Below are 20,651 nucleotides of genomic sequence, written 5' to 3' on the forward strand. Positions count from 1 at the left end.
GCCGCCGGCCGCCCCGGCGCGGGACCCGCAGCTGCGCCCGGGACGGGAGCGGCCCGGGCCCGGCACCGGCACGCCGTCCCACTGAGCCGCGTCCCCCGACCCCGGCCGGCGCCCGCCGGCCGGGGCCGGGCCGTGCTCGGCGGGGCGCCGGAACGGGCGGATCCGCGACACGCCCGCCGCTGCGCCGTGACGCCGGGCCGGTGCGCCCACCGGTGGGTGACGGCGCGGTGCCGGGCGGGCGTCGGCACGACGATTCCGATCCGGCACGATGGACCACGATGCGTGAGGACCGACGAGCGGCGGAGCGGGCGCCCCACCCCGCGGTGGTGCGGCACCAGCCGCTCCCCCGACCGGTGATGGGCACCGACCCCCGGCGGACCCCGCGGACGCCCCCGGAGGGAGCCGCCGAGGTGACCCGTCCGCTCGGGTCCGGGCGGATCCCCGACCCGGGGGAGCCGACCACCCCGCTGGGACCGGTGGCCGACCCGTCGCCCGGCCGTCCCGCACTCCCGGACGGCGCCGCCGCGGGCCCGGGGACGCCGTCGAACGGCACCGCGCCGGCGGGGGAGACGCCCGGGGACGGCGGAGCACCGGCCCCGGGGACGTCCGGGGACGACCCCACCGGGACGACCCCGTCCGGCGGCGCGGAGCGCACCGGCTCGCTCGTCCGCTCCTCCGGCATGATCGCGATCGCCAGCCTGGTCAGCAGGCTCACCGGCTTCGTCCGGAACCTCGCGCTGGTCGCGGTGCTGGGCTTCGCGGTCGTCAACGACTCCTACACCGTCTCGAACACGCTGCCGAACATCGTCTACGAGCTGCTGCTCGGCGGTGTCCTGACCAGCGTGATGATCCCGGTGCTGGTCCGCGCCCAGGCCGAGGACGCCGACGGCGGCGAACGCTTCACCCGCCGTCTGCTCACCGTCGTCGGGGCCGCGTTGCTGGTCGCGACCCTGATCGCGATGGCCGCCGCCCCACTGCTGACGAGGCTCTACCTCGGCTCGGGGGACACCGGACAGGCCAACCCGGCCCTGGCCACGGCGTTCGCCTGGCTGCTGCTGCCGCAGATCTTCTTCTACGGCATCGGTGCGCTGCTCGGCGCGGTCCTGAACTCGAAACAGGTGTTCGGACCGTTCGCCTGGGCACCGGTGCTCAACAACCTGGTCCTGCTGGGTGTGCTCGTCGTCTACGTGCTCGTGCCGGGGGAGATCTCGGTCGACCCGGTCCGGATGGGCGACCCGAAGCTGCTGGTGCTGGGGGTCGGGACGACGCTCGGCATCGTCGTCCAGGCACTGGTGCTGATCCCGTTCATGCGCAGCATCGGGTTCCGCTACCGCCCGGTGTGGGGCTGGGACCCGCGGCTGTCGCTGGCCGGCGGGATGGCGCTGTGGATCGTGGCCTACGTCCTCGTCGGGCAGGCCGGCTACATCGTCACCACCCGGGTCGCCGCGTCGGCGTCCGAGGGGTCGGTCGCGACCTACATGAACGCGTGGCTGCTGCTCCAGGTCCCGTACGGGGTGCTCGGGGTGTCGCTGCTGACCGCGCTGATGCCGCGGATGAGCCGGGCCGCGGCGAAGGGCGACGTCGACCAGGTCGTCACCGACCTCTCCCTCGGCGCGCGTCTGTCCACCGTCGGGCTCGTGCCGATCGCGGCCGTGATGACGGCGTTCGGCCCGTCCCTGGGCACCGCGCTGTTCTCCGTCGGCGCGGGCAGCGGGACCGGGGCCGAGCGCCTCGGCCAGGCCGTCGCGTGGTCGGCGTTCGGGCTCCTGCCCTACGCGGTCACGATGCTGCAGATGCGCGTGTTCTACGCGATGACCGACTCCCGCACCCCGACGCTGATCCAGGTCGGCATGGTGGGGGTCAAGATCCCGCTGCTGCTGGCGTGCCCGCTGCTGCTCCCGCCGGAGCAGGTCGTGCTCGGCCTCGCCGCGGCGAACGGGGTCTCGTTCGTCGGGGGTGCGGTGCTCGGGCAGTGGCTGCTGCGTCGCCGTCTCGGCCGGGCCCGCTCCGGTGAGGTGCTCGCCTGCCTGGCCCGGGTGGCGCTCGCTTCGGCCGCCGCGGCCGCCGTCGCCTGGGGGATCACCCGGCTCGTGGACCCGGCGCTCGCGGACTGGCCGGACGTCGCCCGGGCCTGGACGCTGCTGGTCGGGGGCTCGCTGATCGCGCTGCCGCTGGCCGTGGTCGCGATGCGGGTGCTGCGGGTCCGCGAGCTCGACGCCGTGTTCCGGCGCTTCGCCCGCCGTTGACCCCGGCTCACACGACGGGCGGCGCCCCGTCCGGCACCGGCGTCGGGGCGGCACGCTGGGAGAACGCGAACCAGAGGTAGCACAGCCCGACGACGAACAGCAGTCCCGTGGCCGTGCCCTCGATCTGCAGCGGCGCGGCGCCGCCGACCGGGCCGGGGACGAACACCGCGGCGACGATCGCGGCGTAGAGCAGCGGGTCGAGGGTGCGCAGGGACCGCACCGTCCGCGCCACGGGCGCCCCGCGGTGACGCAGGAACAGCAGTGACTCGACCAGGCCGACCAGGCCCAGCACCCCGAACGTGACCCGCCACGCGATGCTGCTCCCGGCGGCCAGCACCGCGCCCAGCCCCATCACGCCGGGCAGGAAGAAGTGCAGGGCCACGTGCAGCGTGCTGCGGTGCAGGGCCGGATCGCGACGCCACCCGCCGTGCGAGAGACCCAGCACGGTGAACCACAGCCCGAGCAGCGTGAAGCTGACCGAGCTGAGGCTCTGGTAGAAGCTCAGGGCCGGATCCACGGACACCTCCACCGGTCGGCCGACGGGTGCAGCGATGATGGCCGCGGCGGAATCGGTTGTCTGCGGCCGATCAGCCCAATCGGGTCCCGGAACGCACGAACGCCGCGCCCCCGGCGTGCGGGGCGCGGCGTCCGTCAGGAGAACCGGGGGACTCAGTCGTCCGGGTCGTCGCCGACCAGGTCGGCGGCGGAGGCACCGTTCTGGCTCTTCACCGCGACCTTGGCCCGCCCGCGGCGCTGGGCCGGGCGGGGCGGGGGCGGCGGGGCCTGCTGGGCGTACTGCCCACCCCGGCCCATGATCAGCTCCGCGAACGTCGCCATGGCCTCGTCGAGCTGGCTGGCGTTGCGGCGCTCGGACTCGGCGTTGGCCTTGGTGACCAGGTCGGTGACCGAGCCGGTGTCCGGACGGTCGCGCAGCACGGTGTCGAGGCCGGCGAGCCGGTCGTCGACGCCGGCGGAGAGGGTCGAGACGTCGCCGGACAGCTTCTCCAGGCGAGTGTCGACCTCCCCGGTCAGCTTGTCGAGGCGGCCGTCGACGTCGCCGGTGAGCTTGTCGAGCTTCCCGTCGACGCTCTCGCCGAGCGCGTCGAACCGGCCGTCCACGGCTTCCGACAGCGACGACAGCCGCTCGGTGACCGAGCCGTCGAGCTCGCCCAGGCGGTCCTTCAGGGACCCGCCGAGCTTGCCGACCCGCTCCTTGACCGACCCGTCCAGGTCGGTCAGCTTGCCGTCGAGACCGGACTCGACCGAGTCGAGCCGGGTGCCGACCTCCTCCAGACGGGCGGAGAGGGCCTCCAGCCGCTCGGTGAGGGCGTCGAACGCCGGGGCCGGGTCGACGGCCGGGCGCTGGGCCAGGTCCTCCAGGCGGCGGTGCAGGCCCACCGAGGTGTCACCCAGCAGGTTGCGCAGGCCCTCGCCGGTCTCCTCGAAGGAGTGCACGGCCGCGTCGAGCTGCTCGCGCACCTGACGCTCGACGCCGTCGACGCGCTCCTTGATCGGGGAGGCGACGGCGTTCGGCATCGCGTCGAGCCGCATCTCGTGCCGGTCGAGGCGGTTGTCGAGGTCGTCGAGGCGCTTGTGCAGGCCGCCCAGGCGGTCGTCCAGGCCGTCCATCCGGCCCGAGACGCCCTCGAGGCGCCCGCCCATGCCGTCGAGCCGCCCGTCGAGCTGGGCGATCGGCTTGGCCAGCTTGTCCGGCAGGGACTCGATGGCCCGGGTGATCGCGCCGAGCACGATCTCGGTGTTGTCCAGCTTGGACACGGTCTCGTCGAGGCGCTCGGCCAGGACGTTCAGCTCGGTCCGGTCGGGGAGTTCGGTGAGCTTCTTGCGCACGGTGCCGATGGCGTCCAGGGCCGCCAGCCGGGCGTGGATCTCGTCGAGGGAGTCGAAGATCTGCTGCTGTTCGCTGTCACGGATCTCGGCCGCTCGCATGAGCATGCCGCGCATCCGGTCGAACGAGAGGTTCGAAGTGTCGCTCATGGCACCTGCTGCGCTTCCTCTGAGCCAAGTGGGGAGTGCCCAGAGGGTAGCGACCGCCGTACGAGGGTCGACGGACGGTGTTGCGTTGAGCCGTCCGGGGCATGTCTCCGCACCCGGATCGGGTCGATCATGGCAGGTCCGGGCGCCGGTCGTCGCGCGCCACGCCGCTCGGTACCGTGCCCGAGTGGCAGATCCCACCGCTCCCGTCCCGGTCACCCGCGACACCGTCCGCCGCGCTCCCAAGGTGCTCCTGCACGACCACCTCGACGGCGGCCTGCGGGTCGGGACCGTCGTCGACCTGGCCCGCGAGTACGGCTACGACAAGCTCCCCACCACCGACCCCGGCGAGCTCGCGGCCTGGTTCCTCGGCGCCGCCCACTCCGGCTCGCTGGTCCGCTACCTCGAGACCTTCGGGCACACCGTCGCCGTGCTGCAGACCCGGGAGGCGCTGACCCGGGTCGCGGCCGAGGCCGCCGAGGACCTGGCCGCCGACGGCGTCGTCTACGCCGAGGTGCGCTTCGCCCCTGAGCTGCACGTCGAGGGCGGGCTGGACCTCGACGCCGTCATCGACGCCGTCCTCGACGGGTTCCGGATCGGCACCGACCGCGCCGCGGCGGCCGGCAACACCATCCGGGTCGGCACCCTGCTCACCGCGATGCGGCACGCCGCCCGGTCCCGGGAGATCGCCGAGCTGGCCGTGCGCCACCGCGACTCCGGCGTGGTCGGGTTCGACATCGCCGGCGCCGAGAAGGGGTTCCCGCCCACCCGCCACCTCGACGCGTTCGAGTACGTCCGTCAGCGGTGCGCGCACGTCACCATCCACGCCGGTGAGGCGTTCGGGCTGCCCTCGATCCGGGAGGCGCTCCAGTGGTGCGGGGCCGAGCGGCTCGGGCACGGTGTCCGGATCGTCGACGACATCACCGTCACCGACGACGGCCCGCAGCTGGGCCGCCTCGCCGCCTGGGTCCGCGACAGCCGCATCCCGCTGGAGATGTGCCCGACCTCGAACGTGCACACCGGCGCCGCGTCGTCGCTGGCCGAGCACCCCATCGGGCTGCTCACCGAGCTGCGGTTCCGGGTCACGGTCAACACCGACAACCGGCTGATGTCCGGCTGCACGATGACCAGCGAGATGTACGACCTGGCCGAGACCTTCGGCTACGGCTGGGACACCCTGCGCTGGTTCACCGTCAACGCGATGAAGTCGGCGTTCATCGGGTTCGACGAGCGTCTGGCGCTCATCGAGGACGTCATCAAGCCCGGGTACGAGGCCCTGTCGCGCTAGTGCTCCCGCAGCCGGGCCTCGAGCCCGGCGACGAGCTCGCCCCAGGACTGCGCCTCCTGGGTGAACGGCGGGCTGGGTGCCATCCGCGTCGGGTCCGGCCGTACGACGAACGACACGAGCCAGCCGAGGCTGTTGGACTCGGCGAGGACCTCGGCGGGCTCGGGGTCCCCGGCCCACTCGCCGACGTCGGTCAGCAGCTCCGAGGCCAGGTCGAGCTGGACCGGGTCCAGGTCGAGCACGCCCTCGGCGAGGTCGGGGCCGATCCCGGTCAGCACGTAGGTGTTCATGTCCTCGACGCCGCCGTCGAGCTCGCCGACGGCGGCCGCGTCGAGCACCTCGGCGAAGGTGACGGCCGCGGTCAGGTCGGTCCCGGCGACGGCGGGGTGCTCCCGGTCGGCCAGCGCCCGGAACAGCGCACGCTCGGAGCCGAACACGTCGATCCGGCCGTCGGAGCCGAGGAAGACCGGCTTGTCGTCGAGGTAGCAGCGCAGGCTGACCACGGAGCGGTCGCCGACCTCGATGCGGATCGGGTCGATGCCGACCTCGGCCCAGAAGCCGGTCGGCTCCTCCTCGGCGGTGTCGGCGTCCTCGGTGCCCGCGGCGAGCGCGGCGGCCTCGAGGGCCTTGTCGTCGTCGAGGGGCTGCTCGGCGAGACGGTCGCGGAGCTCCTGCTCCTCGGCGCGTGCCTTGTCCAGCGCCCCGGCGTCGACGTCCGGGGTGGCGACGAGGTCGTCGACGGTGTCGACGATCCCGTCCCAGTGCGTCGCGATCGCCTCGGACAGCGCGGTCCAGCGCTTGGCGCCGTCACGGCCGGCGAAGGCCTGCTCGCCCTCGCGCAGCAGCGCGAACGTGGGCTCGCCGTCGAGCGCGGCGATCACGTCGGTGAGGTCGCAGACGTCGGCCAGCGACCGGACGATCGAGACGGTCTCGTGCAGCTCCTGCACGGTCAGCGCGTCCGGGTCGGCGGCGGCCAGCTCCGGCAGACCGACCAGGTCGTACCGGTGGACGGCGTCGGGGGTCAGCTCGGCGACCGCGAGCCCGGGGACCGCCGACCACGCGGGGTGGTCGGTCAGGTCGTGCTCGGGTGCGGTCCGCACGAACGCGGCGAGACCGGCCACCTCGTCGAAGACGAACACGTGCTCGTCGTCGCCGAGGAAGGCTTCCCACTCCTCGCCGTCCTCGCGCCAGGGGGGAGCCCACAGGGTGACCACGTCGCCCCGGGTGAGAGCGAGCCGGATCGGGACGATGTCGCTTGCCACGGGGCGAGCCTATCGTCGCGTCCTTCCGCCGGCCGGTCCCACCACCTCGGGTGTCGCCGGCCCGGCGGATCACGGTCGTGCGGGGTCAGGCCTGGGAGTGCAGTCGGACCACTCCGATGGACACGTCCTCGAGTCCACCCCGGTCGAAGTCGCGTCGCAGCTGGTCGGCCTTGATGGTCGCCGTCATCCCGTCGAACGGGCCGTGCGCGTCCACCTCCCCGGTCTGCGGGTCCACCGCCAGAACAACGTATCCGTCGCACTGCGTGAGCTTTTCCGCAGCAGCGATCAACGTCTGCTCCTCGGAAGTCGTGTTCTCCGGCATCGGATCACCTCCTTGTTGTCTAGTACAGCGTCGGCGGTGCCCTCGATGTGACACCGTTTCGGCCATACCACCCGTTCGGGTCAGGTGAATCGCGAGATCGGCGACCGCGCGTGCTGATCGTGGCACTCCACGCGGTCGGTCACGCGATCCGGGGAACCGGACGTGTCCGACCGGACACCGTTGGTGATCACGGTTCCGCTCGGGGATCGGCTGTCACGCAAGGTCTGCGAGGGTGTCCGCGGCCTCACCCGGGAGGACGAGGAGGTGCATCCGGCCGGTCCCGGCGTCACTCGTCGGTGAGCGCGTGCTTCTCACGCTTCGTGAACCGTGACACGCATCCGTGTCAACGTCCGGGGGTGACGTCCCGGTGTCCGTCCGGTCACGGGACGGCATCGTCGCAGGACACGGGGCGCGTCCGGCCGTCGGGTCCCACCGGCCCGCGGGGCGACGGCACCGGATCGGTGGGCCGGGCGCCTCCTCACGGGGGATCTCCTCGCGGCCCGGCCGCCGTAGGCTGTGCGCCCGTGGACACGATCGTCGTCGACCACCCGCTCGCGCGGGCCCGGCTCAGCACCATGCGGGACGCCCGCACCGACAACGCCACCTTCCGGGCGGCGTTGCGCGAGCTCACCCTGATGCTGGTCTACGAGGCCACCCGCTCGGCGCCGCTGGCCGAGGACCGGATCCACACCCCGGTCTCGCGGACGGTCGGGTACCGGCTCGCGAACCCGCCGGTGCTCGTCCCCGTGCTGCGGGCCGGGCTGGGGATGGCCGAGGCCGCGCTGAACCTGATCCCGGACTCGCAGATGGGCTTCGTCGGCATGGCCCGCGACGAGACGACCCACGAGCCGGTGCCGTACATGGAGTCGCTGCCCGACAGCCTCGTCGGGCGGCCGGTGTTCGTGCTCGACCCGATGCTGGCCACCGGCGGCTCGATGGTGCACACCGTGGAGCTGCTGACCCGCCGCGGCGCCGACGACGTGACGGTCCTCTGCGCGCTGTCCGCGCCGGAGGGCGTGGAGCGGCTGCGCGCGTCCGGACTGCCGGTCCGGATGGTGACCGCCAGCATCGACGAGCGGCTCAACGACTCCGCGTTCATCGTCCCCGGCCTCGGCGACGCCGGGGACCGTCAGTTCGGCGCGGTGTGAGCCCGCCGTGAGGCCCTCCCGCCGCATCCTCACCGGGGTCGTGGCGACGGTGGTCGCGGTCGCGCTGTCGGCGCTGCCCGCGGCGGACCGGCCGGAGGACGCCGAGGTGCCCGCCGCCGTCGACGAGCCCGGGGTGGTGCGGGTGATGCCGCTGGGCGCGTCGTCGACGGTCGGGGTGGGGAGCCCGGGGACGGCGGGCTACCGCCTCCCGCTGTGGCAGCGCCTGGCCGCCGACGGCGTCCGCATCGACTACGTCGGCTCCCGCAGCTCCGGGCCGGAGGCGCTGCCCGACACCGACCACGAGGGCCGCTCCGGCTGGACGGCGGCCCGGATGGTGCCGATGACGGGCGGCTGGGTGCTGGCCGCGCAGCCGGACGTCGTGCTGCTGCACGCCGGGACCAACGACCTGCTGCAGGGCGCGAGCGCGCGGGCGACGGCGGCGAGCCTGGACCGCCTGCTGGACCGCGTGTTCGCGGCCGCACCGCACACCCACGTGATCATGGCCGGGGTGTGGGCGCCGCTGCCGAAGCAGCGGGCCGAGCGGGCGCGGCTGGCCGAGTACCTGCCGCGGGTCGCCGCGGCGCACCGGGCGGCCGGGCACTCGGTGGAGTTCGTCGACACCTCCACCCTGTTCCCCGCCGGGCGGACCGCGGACGGCCTGCACGCCGGACCGGGCGCCTACCGCACGATCGCGTCGGTGTGGGCCGACCGGATCGAGGCGCACCTCGGGGTCCGGCCCGCCACCGGGCGCCGGTAGCTCAGTCCTCCGGCATGACGGTCGCGGCCACGACCGCGCCCAGCTCGCGGCACGCGGCCCGGGCGGCGGCGTCCGGGGGACCCGCCACCTCGACCGGCGCGGCCGCCGCGGTCCAGCCCATCGCCCCGGCGACCGTGGTCACCGAGCGGGTCGCGCCGGAGGTGTCCGAGCCGCCGTGCACCCACAGCCCGTAGGGCAGGCCGCGGGTGTCGTCGGCGCAGACGTAGAAGACCTGGTCGAGGAAGTGCTTGAGCGCGCCGGACATGTAGCCGATGTTCGCCGGCGTCCCGAGGACGACGGCGTCCGCGGCGAGCAGGTCGCTCGCCGTCGCGGCCAGGGCGGCGCGGGCGACGACCTCCACCCCGGTGATGTCCGGGTCGGCCGCGCCCGCGCGGACCTCGGCGAGCAGCTCCGCGGTCGCGGGGGACGGCGTGTGGTGGACCAGGAGCAGGCGCGCGCTCATCCGGCGAGCATCCCGTCGACCTCGGTGCGCAGCGCGTCCAGGCGCTCCGCGGCGACGGCCCGCGATGACGGCACCGCGGCCACGTCGCCGGTGGGGTCCTCCACGACCTCCAGGTAGGCCTTGAGCTTCGGCTCGGTCCCCGACGGGCGGATCACCACGCGGGTCCCGGGGCGCCGCAGCCGCAGCACGTCGGGGGCCGGGCGGTCGGCCTCCCAGCCGGCCGGGGGCGCGTCGCGCAGCCGGGCGACGGCGGCGTCGCGCTCGGCGGGGGCCATCCGGATCGAGACGCCCCGGGTGGCGTGCACGCCGAACTCCGCGGCCAGCTCGTCGAGCCGCCGCGGCACCGACGACCCGGCCGCGGCGAGACCGCGCACCAGGTCCGCGGCGACGACGGCGGCGGAGACGCCGTCCTTGTCCCGGACGCCGTCGGGGTCGACGCAGAGCCCGATCGCCTCCTCGTAGCCGAAGACGAGCCCGTCGCCGGCCCGCACGATCCACTTGAACCCGGTGAGGGTCTCGGCGGAGCGGGCCCCGCGGGTGGCCGCCACCCGGGCGAGCATCGACGACGACACCACGGTCGTCGCGACCAGCGGGTCCGCCGCGGTCGCGGTCCGCAGGACGTGGTCGCCGAGCAGCACGCCGGTCTCGTCGCCGGACAGCATCCGCCAGCCGTCGGGGAAGGCGACGCCGAGCGCGCACCGGTCGGCGTCCGGGTCCAGCGCGACGGCGAGGTCCGCGCCGCTCTCCGCGGCCAGCGCGAGCAGTGCGTCGGTCGCGCCGGGCTCCTCCGGGTTCGGGAACGCGACCGTCGGGAAGTCGGGGTCGGGCACGGCCTGGCTCGCGACGACGGCGACGTCGTGTACCCCGGCCCGGGCGAGCGCGGCGACCGCGGTCGCGCCGCCGACGCCGTGCATCGGGGTGAGCGCGATCCGCGGCGCGGGCGCCCCGGTGTTCCCCGACAGCGTCGCGACCCGGTCCAGGTAGGCGCCGGTGACCTCCGCCGGGTCCGGCAGCGGCCCGAGCGGCACCGACACCGCGGGCGGGGCGGCGGTGATGGCGTCCTCGATGGCGGCGTCGTCGGGACCCACGAGCTGCGCGCCGTCGGCGAGGTAGACCTTGTAGCCGTTGTCGGCGGGCGGGTTGTGCGAGGCGGTGACGGCGATCCCGGCGACCGCGCCGAGGTGCCGCACGGCGAAGGCCACCAGCGGGGTGGGGACGGGGCCGTCGAGCAGGGTCACGGTGAACCCGGCGCCGGTCAGCACCCGGGCGGTGGCCTCGGCGAACGCCGCCGACCCGTGCCGGGCGTCCCGGCCCACGACGACCCGGCCGGTGCCCGCGGTCCGGGCCAGGTGGGCGGCCAGCCCGGCGGTCGCCCGGGTCACGACGGCGACGTTCATCCCCGACGGCCCGGCCCGCACCGGCCCGCGCAGCCCGGCGGTGCCGAAGCGCAGCGGCCCGGACAGCCGGTCGGCCAGCTCGTCGCCGGCCGCCGCGGCGCCGTCGCCGCCGGCCATCGCGGTGGCCAGCACGCGCTGCAGCTCGGCCCGGGTGCCCGGGTCGGGGTCGTCGGCGATCCAGCGCAGCGCCGCGTCGCGCAGCGGCCCCGGGAGCACCATCAGATGCGGCCGACGAGGTCGCGCAGCAGCGAGCCCATCCGGGTCGCCGCGGCGGCGCCGGCGTCGAGGACCTCCTGGTGGTTCAGCGGCTGCCCGGACAGGCCCGCGGCCAGGTTGGTGACCAGCGAGACGCCGGCGACCTCCAGCCCGGCGGCGCGGGCGGCGATCGTCTCGGCGACGGTGGACATCCCGACCAGGTCCGCGCCCAGCGTGCGCAGCATCCGGATCTCGGCCGGGGTCTCGAAGTGGGGGCCGGGCAGCCCGGCGTAGACGCCGTCGACCAGCGACGGGTCCAGCTCGCGGGCGGCGGCGCGCAGCCGCGGGGAGTAGGCGTCGGTGAGGTCGACGAAGTGCGCGCCGTGCAGCGGCGAGCGCGCCAGCAGGTTGAGGTGGTCGGAGATCAGCACCGGCTGCCCGACCGACAGGCCCTCGGTGATGCCGCCCGCCGCGTTGGTCAGCACGACCGTGCGGACACCGGCCGCCGCGGCGGTGCGGACGCCGTGCACGACCGGGTCCATCCCGTGGCCCTCGTAGAGGTGGGTGCGCCCGAGCAGGACCAGCACCCGGGTGTCGCCGATGCGCAGCGAGCGGGCGGTGCCGCCGTGGCCGACCGCGGACGGCGCGACGAACCCGGGCAGCTCGGCCATCGGGACCTCGGTGTCCGGGGTGCCGAGGACGTCGGCGGCCGGACGCCAGCCGGAGCCCAGGACCACCGCCACGTCGTGGGTGTCGGTGCCGGTGCGGCGGGCGAGCTCGGCGGCGGCGTCGTGGGCGCGAGCGGTGGGGTCGGCGGTGTCGGCCATGGGCGCCAGCCTAGGGGGCGCCTGCGCCGTGGCCGGCTCAGCCCGGGGTGGCGCGGAAGCCGGAGGCGACGGCGTCGAACAGGCCCGCGACGGCGTCCTCGGCGCGGCCGGCGGGGGAGGTCAGCTGCAGTACCCAGACCCCGCCGAGCTGGTCGCGGCCGGGGATGATGCGCATCAGCGTGCTGCGCTGCGCGCTGCCGCTGCCGGTGGTGAGCGCGATCTGGCTGGAGCCGTCGGGCAGCTGCTCGACCGGTCCGGCCTCGACCGGGTCGACGCCCAGCGCCTCGGGGGTGAGGGCCTCGGTGACGGCCTGCAGCGAGGTCGCCGCCCGGACCGACAGCTCCTGACGGCCGTCCGGGCTGACGAAGCGGACGACGACCGAGCCGTCGGGGGCGGGCGAGCGGAACTGCGTCCAGCCGTCGGGCACCGGCACGGTGAAGCCGAGCGGGTCCGGGTAGGTGGTGCGCAGCGACCGGTCGGTGGCGACCGTGACCGTCGACAGCGGTTCCTGCCCGGCCAGCGCGCGGACCCCGGCGAACCCGGCGAGCGCGCCGAGCAGCACGATCAGGGCGCCGCCGAGGACCAGCGGGACGGCGCCGAGCACGGTGGTCGGGCCGGCCGCCGCGGTGCGGGCGGGCGCCGCCCCCCGCGACGACGGCCGGGCCTGCCGCGGGCGCGGCGGCTCGGCGGGCGGCGGTGCCGGGGCGGGCACGGGGTCGGCGACCGGGACGCGGCCGTAGGCGCCGGTGCCGGTGGGGCCGACCGGGCCGGGCGGGGGCGGTGCGGCGACCCGCGGCGGTGCCGGTGCCGGGGCCGCGCCGGTCGGTGCGGGCACCCGCGCCATCACGGTCGGCACGTCCGGCGAGCCGGGGAAGATCGGGTCGTCCGGGTCGGCGAGCAGCGGGCGCAGCCGGGCCCGGACCTCGTCGAGCGGCATCCGGCCCGACGGCTCCTTGACCATCAGCCCGGCGATGACCTCGGCGAGCGGGCCGGTGATCGTCGGCGCGGGGACGGGGCCGTCGACGACCTCGGTGATGGTGCGGACCGGGTCGCCGTCGACGTCGTAGGGCGGGCGGCCCTCGACGGCGGCCCAGAGCGTCGCGCCGAGGCCCCACAGGTCCGCGGCCGGGGTGACCGGCTGGCCCGCGGCGACCTCGGGGGCGATGTAGGCGGGCGAGCCGAGCACGAGGCCCGCGGAGGTCATCGGCGCGTCGGACTCGTTGCGGGCGATGCCGAAGTCGGTGAGCTTGATCCGGCCGTCGTCGGAGATCAGGACGTTGCCGGGCTTCACGTCGCGGTGGGTGATCCCGGCCCGGTGCGCGGCCCGCAGCGCCGCCGCCGTGCCGTGCCCGACGACGCCGGCCTGCGCGGCGTCGAGCCTGCCCAGCTCGGTGATCGCCGCGGCCAGGTTCTTCGACGGCACCAGCTCCATGACCACCAGCGGCTCGTCGCCGCCGGAGTCGAGCACGTCGAAGACGGTCACGACGTTGGGGTGCGACAGCCCGGCCAGCGCCCGGGCCTCCCGCATGATGCGTTCCCGCAGCTCCAGCTTCTCCCCGGCCGGGATGCCGTCGGGGATCTTCAGCTCCTTGAGCGCGACGCGGCGGTGCAGGACCTCGTCGAAACCCGACCAGACGGTGCCCATCGCGCCGCTCCCGAGCGGACCGTCGACGCGGTACCGCCCGGCGAACTGTCGGCGCTGGACCTCGCCCTCGGGAACGGACACGCCGTCGATTGTTCCATCGTGCCCGCGCGGCCCGTCCCCGCACACCGTTCCCGGCCGAGATCGTCACCGCCGGTGCGCGGGGGTGACGGTGCGTGACGACACTGGTCGGTCCGGGACGTCGGGCGGCCGCCGCGGCGGGTCGGGCGTACGGACGGTCACGGTCCGGTGGCATTCCGGCCGCGGGACGGTGTCGTCGTGCCGGGAGTTCCCCGTGACGGGCGTCCGAACCGCCGGTGAACGGCGAGGACGGCCGTTCGCCGACGGGAGGAGCGGTCGCACGCGGCCGTTCACCTGGAGCAGTGAACCCGCTGGCAGCAGCTCGCCGACCCCTTGCCGCCCCGAGGCGTGAACGGACGATTTCGACTGGAACACCGCCGGACGGGTGAGCACCATCATGGGTGGTGGGAGACGACCGAACGCCGTCCGCGTCGACCGCGGACATGCGGGCCGTTCCCGCCGAGGGCCAGTACGAGGAGGACAAGGTGACTGCGCTGCAGACCCGCACCGAGCTCCCGGAGATCACCGATCCCGCGGTCGACGATCTCGGCTCCGGCACGGGTCCGGCCTGGCTGGAGTCGTGGATGCGGGCGCACAAGGGCGAGATCGTCGGCTGGCGCCGCGCGATCCACGCCCAGCCCGAGCTGGCCCGTCGCGAGCACCTCACGACCGCGCGCGTCGCGGAGACCCTGCTGCGGGCCGGTCTGGAGCCGCGCACGCTGCGCGGCGGCACCGGCGTCGTCTGCGAGGTGGGGCACGGCGAGCCGCTGGTCGCCCTGCGCGCGGACATGGACGCGCTGCCCCTGCAGGAGCAGACCGGTCTCCCGTTCGCCTCCGAGGTGCCCGGCGTGATGCACGCCTGCGGGCACGACGCGCACACCGCGATGCTGCTCGGCGCGGCACTGGCGCTGCAGTCCGCGCCGTCGCTGCCCGGCCGGGTCCGGCTGGTGTTCCAGCCGGCCGAGGAGGTGCAGCCGGGCGGCGCGCTCGACGCCGTCGAGCAGGGCGTGATGGAGGGCGTGCAGCGGATCTTCGCGCTGCACTGCGACCCGCGCCTGGAGGTCGGACGCCTCGGCACCCGGGTCGGGCCGATCACCTCGGCCTGCGACCTCATCGAGGTCCGGCTGACCTCCCCGGGCGGGCACACCTCGCGCCCGCACCTGACCGCCGACCTCGTGCAGGCGCTCGGGCTGCTGGCCACCCAGGTGCCGCTGTTGCTGACCCGCCACGTCGACCCGCGCTCGGGCACCGTCCTGACCTGGGGTGCGGTGCACGCCGGGGACGCGGCGAACGCGATCCCGCAGTCCGGGCTGCTGCGCGGCACCCTGCGCACCGCCGACCACGCCACCTGGACCGAGCTCGAGGAGAAGCTGCGGGCGCTCGTCGCGTCCGTGCTGGCCCCGACCGGTGTCGGCTACGTGCTCGACCACGTCCGCGGTGTCCCGCCGGTCGTCAACGACGCGGTGTCCACCGGGATGCTGCGCGACGCCGCGGTGACCGTCGGGGGCGAGGCGGCCGACGCCTCCACCGAGCAGTCCTCCGGCGGCGAGGACTTCGCCTGGTACCTGGAGCACTCCGCGGGCGCCATGGCGCGGCTCGGGGTGTGGTCGGGCGCCGGGAAGCAGCGGGACATCCACCAGCCGACCTTCGACCTCGACGAGCGGGCCCTGCCGTTCGGCTCGCGGGTGCTGGTGCAGGCCGCATTGTCCGCCCTGGCGCAGGCGGCCTCCTGAACCACCGTCTCCCGCGGTGAACGACGACGGCCCGGTCCCCTCGCGGGGGCCGGGCCGTGGTCGTCAGCCGGTGCGGCCGGTCAGGACTGGTTGCCGGGGGAGGACTTGCGGCTGGGCCTGCTGCGCAGCTCGTTGACGTAGTCGTCCGGGGCGCCCGCGGTCTCCGCGGCGTCGGCGATCACGCCCAGGTAGCGGGCCGACGGGTCCCCGCCCTCGTAGGCGTTCAGCACGTAGATGAACGCGAGGACGCTGCCGTCGAGGGTGGCGACGCGCAGCCGCAGCTTCTTGTGCATGCCCAGCTCGCCGCCCTCCCAGCGGTCGAGCTGGCGTTCGTCGTGCTCGGGGACGTCGTAGAGCACGACGAACACCTGCGAGCCCGGCTCCTCCACCACGGTGGAGAGCGCGCCCTCCCAGGTGTAGTCCTCGCCGCCGAACGTCAGCCGCCAGCCCTGGAGCCACCCGGTCCCGGCCATCGGCGAGTGCGGGGCGCGCTCCTTCATCTGCTCGGGGTCCATGTTCGACCCGTACGCGGCATACAGCGGCACGCGTGCAGGGTAATGGGAAGCCCGGCGGGGCCTCGACCCGCCCGGTCCTAAGGATGGGACACGCGTACTGTGAGCCCCGTCGACGCCGGCGGGCGGGACCGCCTGCCGGTCCACCACCACCGACTTCTCCAGGGGGATCTCCCGTGACCCGCATCGTCATCATGGGCGGCGGACCGGCCGGGTACGAGGCCGCACTCGTCGCGGCACAGCACGGCAGCGAGGTGACCGTCGTCGAGCGGGACGGGATGGGCGGCGCCTGCGTCGTCTACGACTGCGTCCCCTCGAAGACCTTCATCTCCTCCGCGGCCGTCCGGGTCGACCTGCACCGTGCCGAGGACCTCGGCGTGCTGGTCGACCGCGGCAACTCCGCGGTCGACCTGCCCGCGGTCAATGAGCGGGTCAAGTCCCTCGCTCTCGCCCAGTCCGCCGACGTGCGGGCCCGGCTGGAGAACGAGGGCGTCCGGATCATCGCCGGCACCGCGCAGTTCGCCGGGCCCGGCGCGGCCCGCGCCGCGCACGAGGTGACCGCCACCCACGCCGACGGGACGGTCGAGGAGCTCGTCGCCGACGTCGTCCTCATCGCGACCGGGGCCACCCCGCGGGTGCTGGACTCCGCCCGCCCCGACGGCGACCGGATCCTCGACTGGCGCCAGCTCTACGACCTCGACGAGCTGCCCGAGCACCTGATCGTGATCGGGTCGGGCGTGACCGGCGCGGAGTTCTGCTCCGCCTACGTCGAGCTCGGCTGCCGGGTCAGCCTGGTCTCCAGCCGTGACCGGGTCCTCCCGCACGAGGACGCCGACGCCGCCGCCGTGCTCGAGGAGGTCTTCGCCGAGCGCGGCGTCGAGATCCTCGCCCACGCCCGCGCGGACTCCGTCGAGAACACCGGCGACGGCGTCCGCGTGACGCTGTCCGACGGCCGCGTCGTCGAGGGCTCGCACGCCCTGATGACCGTCGGGTCGATCCCGAACACCGCCGACCTCGGCCTGGAGAAGATCGGCATCGAGACCGACCGCGGCGGGTTCGTCCCCGTCGACAAGGTCTCGCGCACCTCGGAGCCGGGCGTCTACGCGGCCGGCGACTGCACCGGCGTGCTCATGCTTGCCTCGGTCGCGGCCATGCAGGGCCGGATCGCGATGTGGCACGCGCTGGGCGAGGGCGTCTCCCCGATCCGGCTGCGGACCGTCGCGGCGAACGTGTTCACCCGCCCCGAGATCGCGACCGTCGGGATCAGCCAGAACGCGATCGACTCCGGCGAGGTCCCGGCCCGCACCGTGATGCTGCCGCTGTCGACCAACCCGCGCGCCAAGATGCGCGGGCTGCGCCGCGGCTTCGTGAAGCTGTTCTGCCGCCCGGCGTCCGGCGTGGTCATCGGTGGTGTCGTGGTCGCCCCGGTCGCGAGCGAGCTGATCCTGCCGATCGCGATGGCGGTCCAGAACGGGCTGGGCGTGGACGACCTGGCCCACACCTTCTCGGTGTACCCGTCGCTGTCCGGGTCGATCACCGAGGCGGGCCGTCAGCTCATGCAGCACTCCGACCTGGACTGAACAGCTCCGCGAACCGGTCGCGCAGCTCGCCGTCGCCCGCGGGGGCGAGGGTGGACCACTCGGGTCCGCCGTGCGCGCCGGTCCCGCGGGTCAGCCGGTAGCGCCCCCGCGGCGTGTCGACGACGGCGACGTGCCCCGGCAGCCGCGACGGGCTGCCCCAGCGGTCGTGCCGGACGGCACAGATCTGCGCACGGTGCGCGGGCCCGGCGAGCAGCGGTGCGAGCCGGGCCCGCTGCCCGTCGTCCGTGCCGGGGTCGGTGTGTGCGTCCGCGTCGAGGAGGCGGGCCAGCTCGGTGGTGGGCAGGGCCACGGCGGGCCCGGGCCCCGGCGCGCGCCGGGGCAGGGCCGACACCGCGGCGAACGCCGGTGAGCCCGCCGCGGTGACGGTGACGGCTCCGCCGGTGTGGACGGCGAGGACGCCGTCGCCGTCGCGCTCGGCGGCGACCGCGCGCAGCGGCCCGTCGTCGAACCGGCCGCGCACCTCCAGGTGACGGTCGGGGCGGGCGAGCAGGGCCAGCAGCCGTACCAGCGCGGGGTCGGGTCCGGCCGGACCGGCGAGGCCGCGGGCGCGCAGCCCGCCGACGCCGGCCGCCACGACCCGGCGTCGCTCCTCGCGGGTGCGCCCGGGGGAGGGCAGCCGCAGCGCCACCGGGGTGGCGCCGAGCCCCAGGTGCTCCCAGACGACGTCGAACTCGGCGCCGGTGAGCACGAACGGCACCGACGGGGTCCAGGGCGCGGGCTCAGCCACGGCCCCTCCAGCGCGCGTCGGGGCGCAGGACGCCGGGGTCGGGTCGGGCATCGGGCTGCTCCGGGGGGTCGTCGGGGGCGGCGTGCTCGTCGGCGACGAGGCGCCAGGCCGGGATGCGGGGGTCGGCGGGCGCGCCGACGGTCGCCGCGACCGGGTGCGGGGCGGCCGGGACCGCGCCCACCGGTACTCCGGCGGGGGTGACGGCCGGGTCGCCCGGTGCCGGCATCGGCGGCGGGGTGGGGCGGGCGTGTGTGACGGCGCCGGGGGGCGCCGGGCCGTCGGTGTGGGGGACGGCGAGGTCGCCGGTGGTGACGCCGTAGTGGACCGGGCTGCGGGGACCGTCGGGGTCTCCGGGATCGCCGGGGGCGGGGCAGTGCGGGGCGGTGCCGCCGCCGGTCGGTCCGCTGCCGGTCGGCCCGTGGTCGGTCGGCCCGTGGTCGGTGGGGTCGGCGCCCGTCGCGCCCCCGGCGGCCGGCCCGCCGGTCGTGGGCTGACCGGGCGCGCCGCCGCCGGTCGTGGAGTGGCCGGGGCCTGCGGACGTGGAGCTGTGCGGCGTGGGGTCGCCGGGGGCGGTACCGCCGGTGGTTCCGCCGCCGGTTCCCCCCGGGGACGGTCGGTCGCTCGGGAATGCACCGGGAGCGGGGCCTCCGGGCGAGGCGCCGTCCGGGTCGGGGCCACCGGGCGTCCACGGCGCCCCACCGTCGGCGGCCGGGGCGCCACTGGGGGCGCGGGTGCCGCTGGTCGTCGCGTCGCCGGAGGGCGGTCGGTGCTCGGCCCCGCTCGGCGGTCCGTCACCCGGCGGGTCCTGGGCGGCACCGCCGGACGGTGTCCCGTGGCCGACCGCGTCGCCGAGCCGCGGGGCCCCACCAGGGGTGGTGTCGCTGCCGGGCCCCTCCGGCCCCGGTGCGGCGTCGTCGCCGGCCGGTGCGCCGTGCTCCGGGGGCAGGTCATCGGAGGGGTGTTCGTCGCGTCCCGGTGGCAGGTCGCCGGAGGGGTGTGCGCCGTGCTCCGGGGTCAGGTCGCCGCCGGGGCGCGGGTGTCCGGGCGGTGTGTCGTCCTCGGCGGGCCTGCGTCCGTCCCGGCTCTGTCGCTCCCGGCGGATCGTGGCGCCGATCAGGATCCCGGCCCCGCCGAGCGCCCCGCCCGCGAGCACCGCGGCGGTCACCGCGGTGCCGCCGCCGGGGTCCGCGCCGCCGACACCGCCCGGGTCGCCGGCGCCCGCGGGGGAGGCCGGACCGGCCACGAGGCCGACGGTTCCGGGCCCGGTGTCCGTGCCGGGCGTGCCGGTGCGGGGTGTGTCGGTCGCGGAGGCGTCCGCGAGGTCGGGCCCGGAGGAGGGCCCGCCGACGTCGATCGGCCGCGCCCCGGGCACCCCGGCCCGTCCGTTCCCGGTCAGCACCGCCGCGGTGATCCCGCCGAGGCCGATCCCCGCGAACACCGTCGTCCCCGACGCAGCGCCGCCCGCCGGGGCCGGATCCGCATCGCCGCCGGGACCGGGCGGGGGCCCGCCGGGCGACGGGGCCGGGACGGCGGGGGAGGCGGGGACGGTGCCGTCGTGGGCGACGGCCGGGGACGCACCCCACCCCGTCCACGGGGCGCCGGTGACGCGGGTGTCGCCGTCGTAGCGGACCATCAGCTCCGCGGCCCGGCCGGCCGAGTTGCCCGCGGCGAGGTCGGCGGCCGCCCAGTCGTCGAGCAGGGCCGGGCCGGTGGGTGCGGTCTCGGGCGGCGTCGGGGCCGCGGCGGCCGGCATCCGGGCCCGGAGGTCCGCGGCGAGCCCGGCCTGGGCGGCGAGTGCGTCGGCGGTGCGGTCCGCGTCGACGGCGGCGGAGACGACCCAGCCGTCCAGCGACCCGAACGCCACGGTGACGCCGTCCGCGGTGCCGCCGGACCACCCTCCGGGCAGCTCGCGGACCTGGCCGGACAGCTCGCGGTGGACGTCGGTGAGCGCGGCGGCGGCGTCGCGCCAGGCCCGCTCCGCCCCGGCCGACGCCGAGGGGCCCGGACCGGACGCGACCATCGCGACGATCTCGGCGTGGCTCAGTCCCGCCCAACGGGGTGCGGTCACCGGGCACCCCCGTTCAGCGCGTCCGTCGTCGACTCCTCGGTGTGGATGTAGGCACGCCCGGTGACACCGGCGGCGTCGCGGGCCCGCAGCAGCTCCGCGTGCAGCGTGCGCAGCCGGCCGATCGCGGCGTCCGGGCCGTCCGCGGCGTGGACGGTGTAGCGGGCGGCGGCCTCGGCGCTGGCCGGGTCCCCCAGCCACGGTTCGACCCGGCGGGCGTCGGCGTCGAGGGTGCGGAGCGCGACGGCCAGCCGGGACGCGGCCCGGTCGAGCGCCTCCGCCGCCCCGGCCGGGGCGGCCGGGTCGACACGCAGGTCCGGGTGGATGTCGGGCACGTCGGCCTCCGGTGCGGACGGGCGGATCACGGACGGGCGCACGCTAGGCCCGCACCGGCCG

18 protein-coding genes are annotated in these 20,651 nt (G+C 76.1%); 6 read left to right on the forward strand and 12 right to left on the reverse strand.

Annotation, left to right across the window (positions count from 1 at the left end; all coding sequences use genetic code 11):
• The first annotated feature begins 410 nt into the window (after positions 1-410).
• On the forward strand, positions 411-2,246 hold the full coding sequence (gene murJ / locus KPL57_RS00265; RefSeq protein WP_226349905.1) for a murein biosynthesis integral membrane protein MurJ: 1,836 nt from the start codon (positions 411-413) through the stop codon (positions 2,244-2,246).
• Between the two features lie 7 nt (positions 2,247-2,253).
• Here the strand turns inward: murJ and KPL57_RS00270 are convergent, their stop codons facing one another.
• Together KPL57_RS00270 and KPL57_RS00275 are read right to left on the reverse strand one after the other, a co-directional pair.
• Positions 2,254-2,763, reverse strand: a complete 510-nt coding sequence (locus tag KPL57_RS00270) for a hypothetical protein (protein WP_226349906.1) — start codon at positions 2,761-2,763, stop codon at positions 2,254-2,256.
• Between the two features lie 152 nt (positions 2,764-2,915).
• Positions 2,916-4,241, reverse strand: a complete 1,326-nt coding sequence (locus KPL57_RS00275) for a PA containing protein (RefSeq protein ID WP_226349907.1) — start codon at positions 4,239-4,241, stop codon at positions 2,916-2,918.
• A 184-nt stretch (positions 4,242-4,425) separates the two neighbouring features.
• Between KPL57_RS00275 and KPL57_RS00280 the strand changes: the two genes are divergently transcribed.
• Positions 4,426-5,526 carry an adenosine deaminase gene (locus tag KPL57_RS00280; protein WP_226349908.1) on the forward strand — a complete coding sequence of 367 codons (1,101 nt, stop codon included), beginning with the start codon at positions 4,426-4,428 and terminating at the stop codon, positions 5,524-5,526.
• Here KPL57_RS00280 and KPL57_RS00285 read toward each other — a convergent pair.
• Together KPL57_RS00285 and KPL57_RS00290 are read right to left on the reverse strand one after the other, a co-directional pair.
• On the reverse strand, positions 5,523-6,785 hold the full coding sequence (locus KPL57_RS00285) for a primosomal protein (protein ID WP_226349909.1): 1,263 nt from the start codon (positions 6,783-6,785) through the stop codon (positions 5,523-5,525). The genes KPL57_RS00280 and KPL57_RS00285 overlap by 4 nt on opposite strands.
• An 85-nt stretch (positions 6,786-6,870) precedes the next feature.
• The gene (locus tag KPL57_RS00290; protein WP_010230125.1) at positions 6,871-7,107 is read right to left on the reverse strand and encodes a hypothetical protein; all 237 of its coding nucleotides are present in this window, start codon (positions 7,105-7,107) and stop codon (positions 6,871-6,873) included.
• 524 nt (positions 7,108-7,631) lie between these two features.
• On the opposite strand from KPL57_RS00290, the gene upp reads away from it, so the two are divergent.
• Both upp and KPL57_RS00300 read left to right on the forward strand, forming a co-directional pair.
• Positions 7,632-8,255, forward strand: a complete 624-nt coding sequence (upp, locus tag KPL57_RS00295) for a uracil phosphoribosyltransferase (protein WP_226349910.1) — start codon at positions 7,632-7,634, stop codon at positions 8,253-8,255.
• 7 nt (positions 8,256-8,262) lie between these two features.
• A complete protein-coding gene (locus KPL57_RS00300) occupies positions 8,263-9,012 on the forward strand; it encodes an SGNH/GDSL hydrolase family protein (protein ID WP_226349911.1) in 750 nt (249 codons plus the stop codon).
• 1 nt (position 9,013) lies between these two features.
• On the opposite strand, the gene KPL57_RS00305 is transcribed toward KPL57_RS00300, so the two are convergent.
• Genes KPL57_RS00305 through KPL57_RS00320 form a run of 4 tightly spaced genes read right to left on the reverse strand, consistent with a single transcriptional unit; the run spans position 9,014 to position 13,620 of the window.
• Complete coding sequence (locus KPL57_RS00305) at positions 9,014-9,475, reverse strand: flavodoxin family protein (RefSeq protein WP_226349912.1); 462 nt, start codon at positions 9,473-9,475, stop codon at positions 9,014-9,016.
• The gene (locus tag KPL57_RS00310; protein WP_226349913.1) at positions 9,472-11,091 is read right to left on the reverse strand and encodes a phospho-sugar mutase; all 1,620 of its coding nucleotides are present in this window, start codon (positions 11,089-11,091) and stop codon (positions 9,472-9,474) included. Before KPL57_RS00310 ends, KPL57_RS00305 begins: the two co-directional genes overlap by 4 nt.
• Entirely contained in the window at positions 11,091-11,894 is an 804-nt protein-coding gene (locus tag KPL57_RS00315; protein ID WP_226349914.1) for a purine-nucleoside phosphorylase, read from the reverse strand. The genes KPL57_RS00310 and KPL57_RS00315 overlap by 1 nt, the downstream gene beginning before the upstream one ends.
• A gap of 37 nt (positions 11,895-11,931) precedes the next feature.
• The gene (locus tag KPL57_RS00320) at positions 11,932-13,620 is read right to left on the reverse strand and encodes a serine/threonine-protein kinase (protein WP_226349915.1); all 1,689 of its coding nucleotides are present in this window, start codon (positions 13,618-13,620) and stop codon (positions 11,932-11,934) included.
• Between the two features lie 440 nt (positions 13,621-14,060).
• On the opposite strand from KPL57_RS00320, the gene KPL57_RS00325 reads away from it, so the two are divergent.
• The gene (locus tag KPL57_RS00325) at positions 14,061-15,350 is read left to right on the forward strand and encodes an amidohydrolase (protein ID WP_226350613.1); all 1,290 of its coding nucleotides are present in this window, start codon (positions 14,061-14,063) and stop codon (positions 15,348-15,350) included.
• A gap of 80 nt (positions 15,351-15,430) precedes the next feature.
• On the opposite strand, the gene KPL57_RS00330 is transcribed toward KPL57_RS00325, so the two are convergent.
• Positions 15,431-15,895 carry a gamma-glutamylcyclotransferase gene (locus KPL57_RS00330; protein ID WP_062397641.1) on the reverse strand — a complete coding sequence of 155 codons (465 nt, stop codon included), beginning with the start codon at positions 15,893-15,895 and terminating at the stop codon, positions 15,431-15,433.
• Between the two features lie 143 nt (positions 15,896-16,038).
• Between KPL57_RS00330 and KPL57_RS00335 the strand changes: the two genes are divergently transcribed.
• The gene (locus KPL57_RS00335) at positions 16,039-17,442 is read left to right on the forward strand and encodes an NAD(P)H-quinone dehydrogenase (RefSeq protein WP_226349916.1); all 1,404 of its coding nucleotides are present in this window, start codon (positions 16,039-16,041) and stop codon (positions 17,440-17,442) included.
• On the opposite strand, the gene KPL57_RS00340 is transcribed toward KPL57_RS00335, so the two are convergent.
• From KPL57_RS00340 to KPL57_RS00350, 3 genes are read right to left on the reverse strand one after another with little or no spacing between them, the layout of a single operon-like run.
• Positions 17,417-18,190: an ESX secretion-associated protein EspG gene (locus KPL57_RS00340; RefSeq protein ID WP_226349917.1), complete on the reverse strand. Its 774-nt coding sequence runs from the start codon at positions 18,188-18,190 to the stop codon at positions 17,417-17,419. The genes KPL57_RS00335 and KPL57_RS00340 overlap by 26 nt on opposite strands.
• Entirely contained in the window at positions 18,183-20,258 is a 2,076-nt protein-coding gene (locus KPL57_RS00345; protein WP_226349918.1) for a hypothetical protein, read from the reverse strand. Before KPL57_RS00345 ends, KPL57_RS00340 begins: the two co-directional genes overlap by 8 nt.
• Entirely contained in the window at positions 20,255-20,620 is a 366-nt protein-coding gene (locus KPL57_RS00350; protein WP_226349919.1) for a hypothetical protein, read from the reverse strand. Before KPL57_RS00350 ends, KPL57_RS00345 begins: the two co-directional genes overlap by 4 nt.
• Between the last annotated feature and the right edge of the window lie 31 nt (positions 20,621-20,651).

Source organism: Pseudonocardia sp. ICBG601, from assembly GCF_020496245.1.

Excerpts from the sequence above, each read along its gene's own strand:
- KPL57_RS00275 (WP_226349907.1), bottom strand. The coding sequence starts at position 4,241 with ATGAGCGACACTTCGAACCTCTCGTTCGACCGGATGCGCGGCATGCTC.
- KPL57_RS00290 (WP_010230125.1), bottom strand. The coding sequence starts at position 7,107 with ATGCCGGAGAACACGACTTCCGAGGAGCAGACGTTGATCGCTGCTGCG.
- KPL57_RS00305 (WP_226349912.1), bottom strand. The coding sequence starts at position 9,475 with ATGAGCGCGCGCCTGCTCCTGGTCCACCACACGCCGTCCCCCGCGACC.
- KPL57_RS00310 (WP_226349913.1), bottom strand. The coding sequence starts at position 11,091 with ATGGTGCTCCCGGGGCCGCTGCGCGACGCGGCGCTGCGCTGGATCGCC.
- KPL57_RS00325 (WP_226350613.1), top strand. The coding sequence starts at position 14,061 with ATGCGGGCCGTTCCCGCCGAGGGCCAGTACGAGGAGGACAAGGTGACT.
- KPL57_RS00315 (WP_226349914.1), bottom strand. The coding sequence starts at position 11,894 with ATGGCCGACACCGCCGACCCCACCGCTCGCGCCCACGACGCCGCCGCC.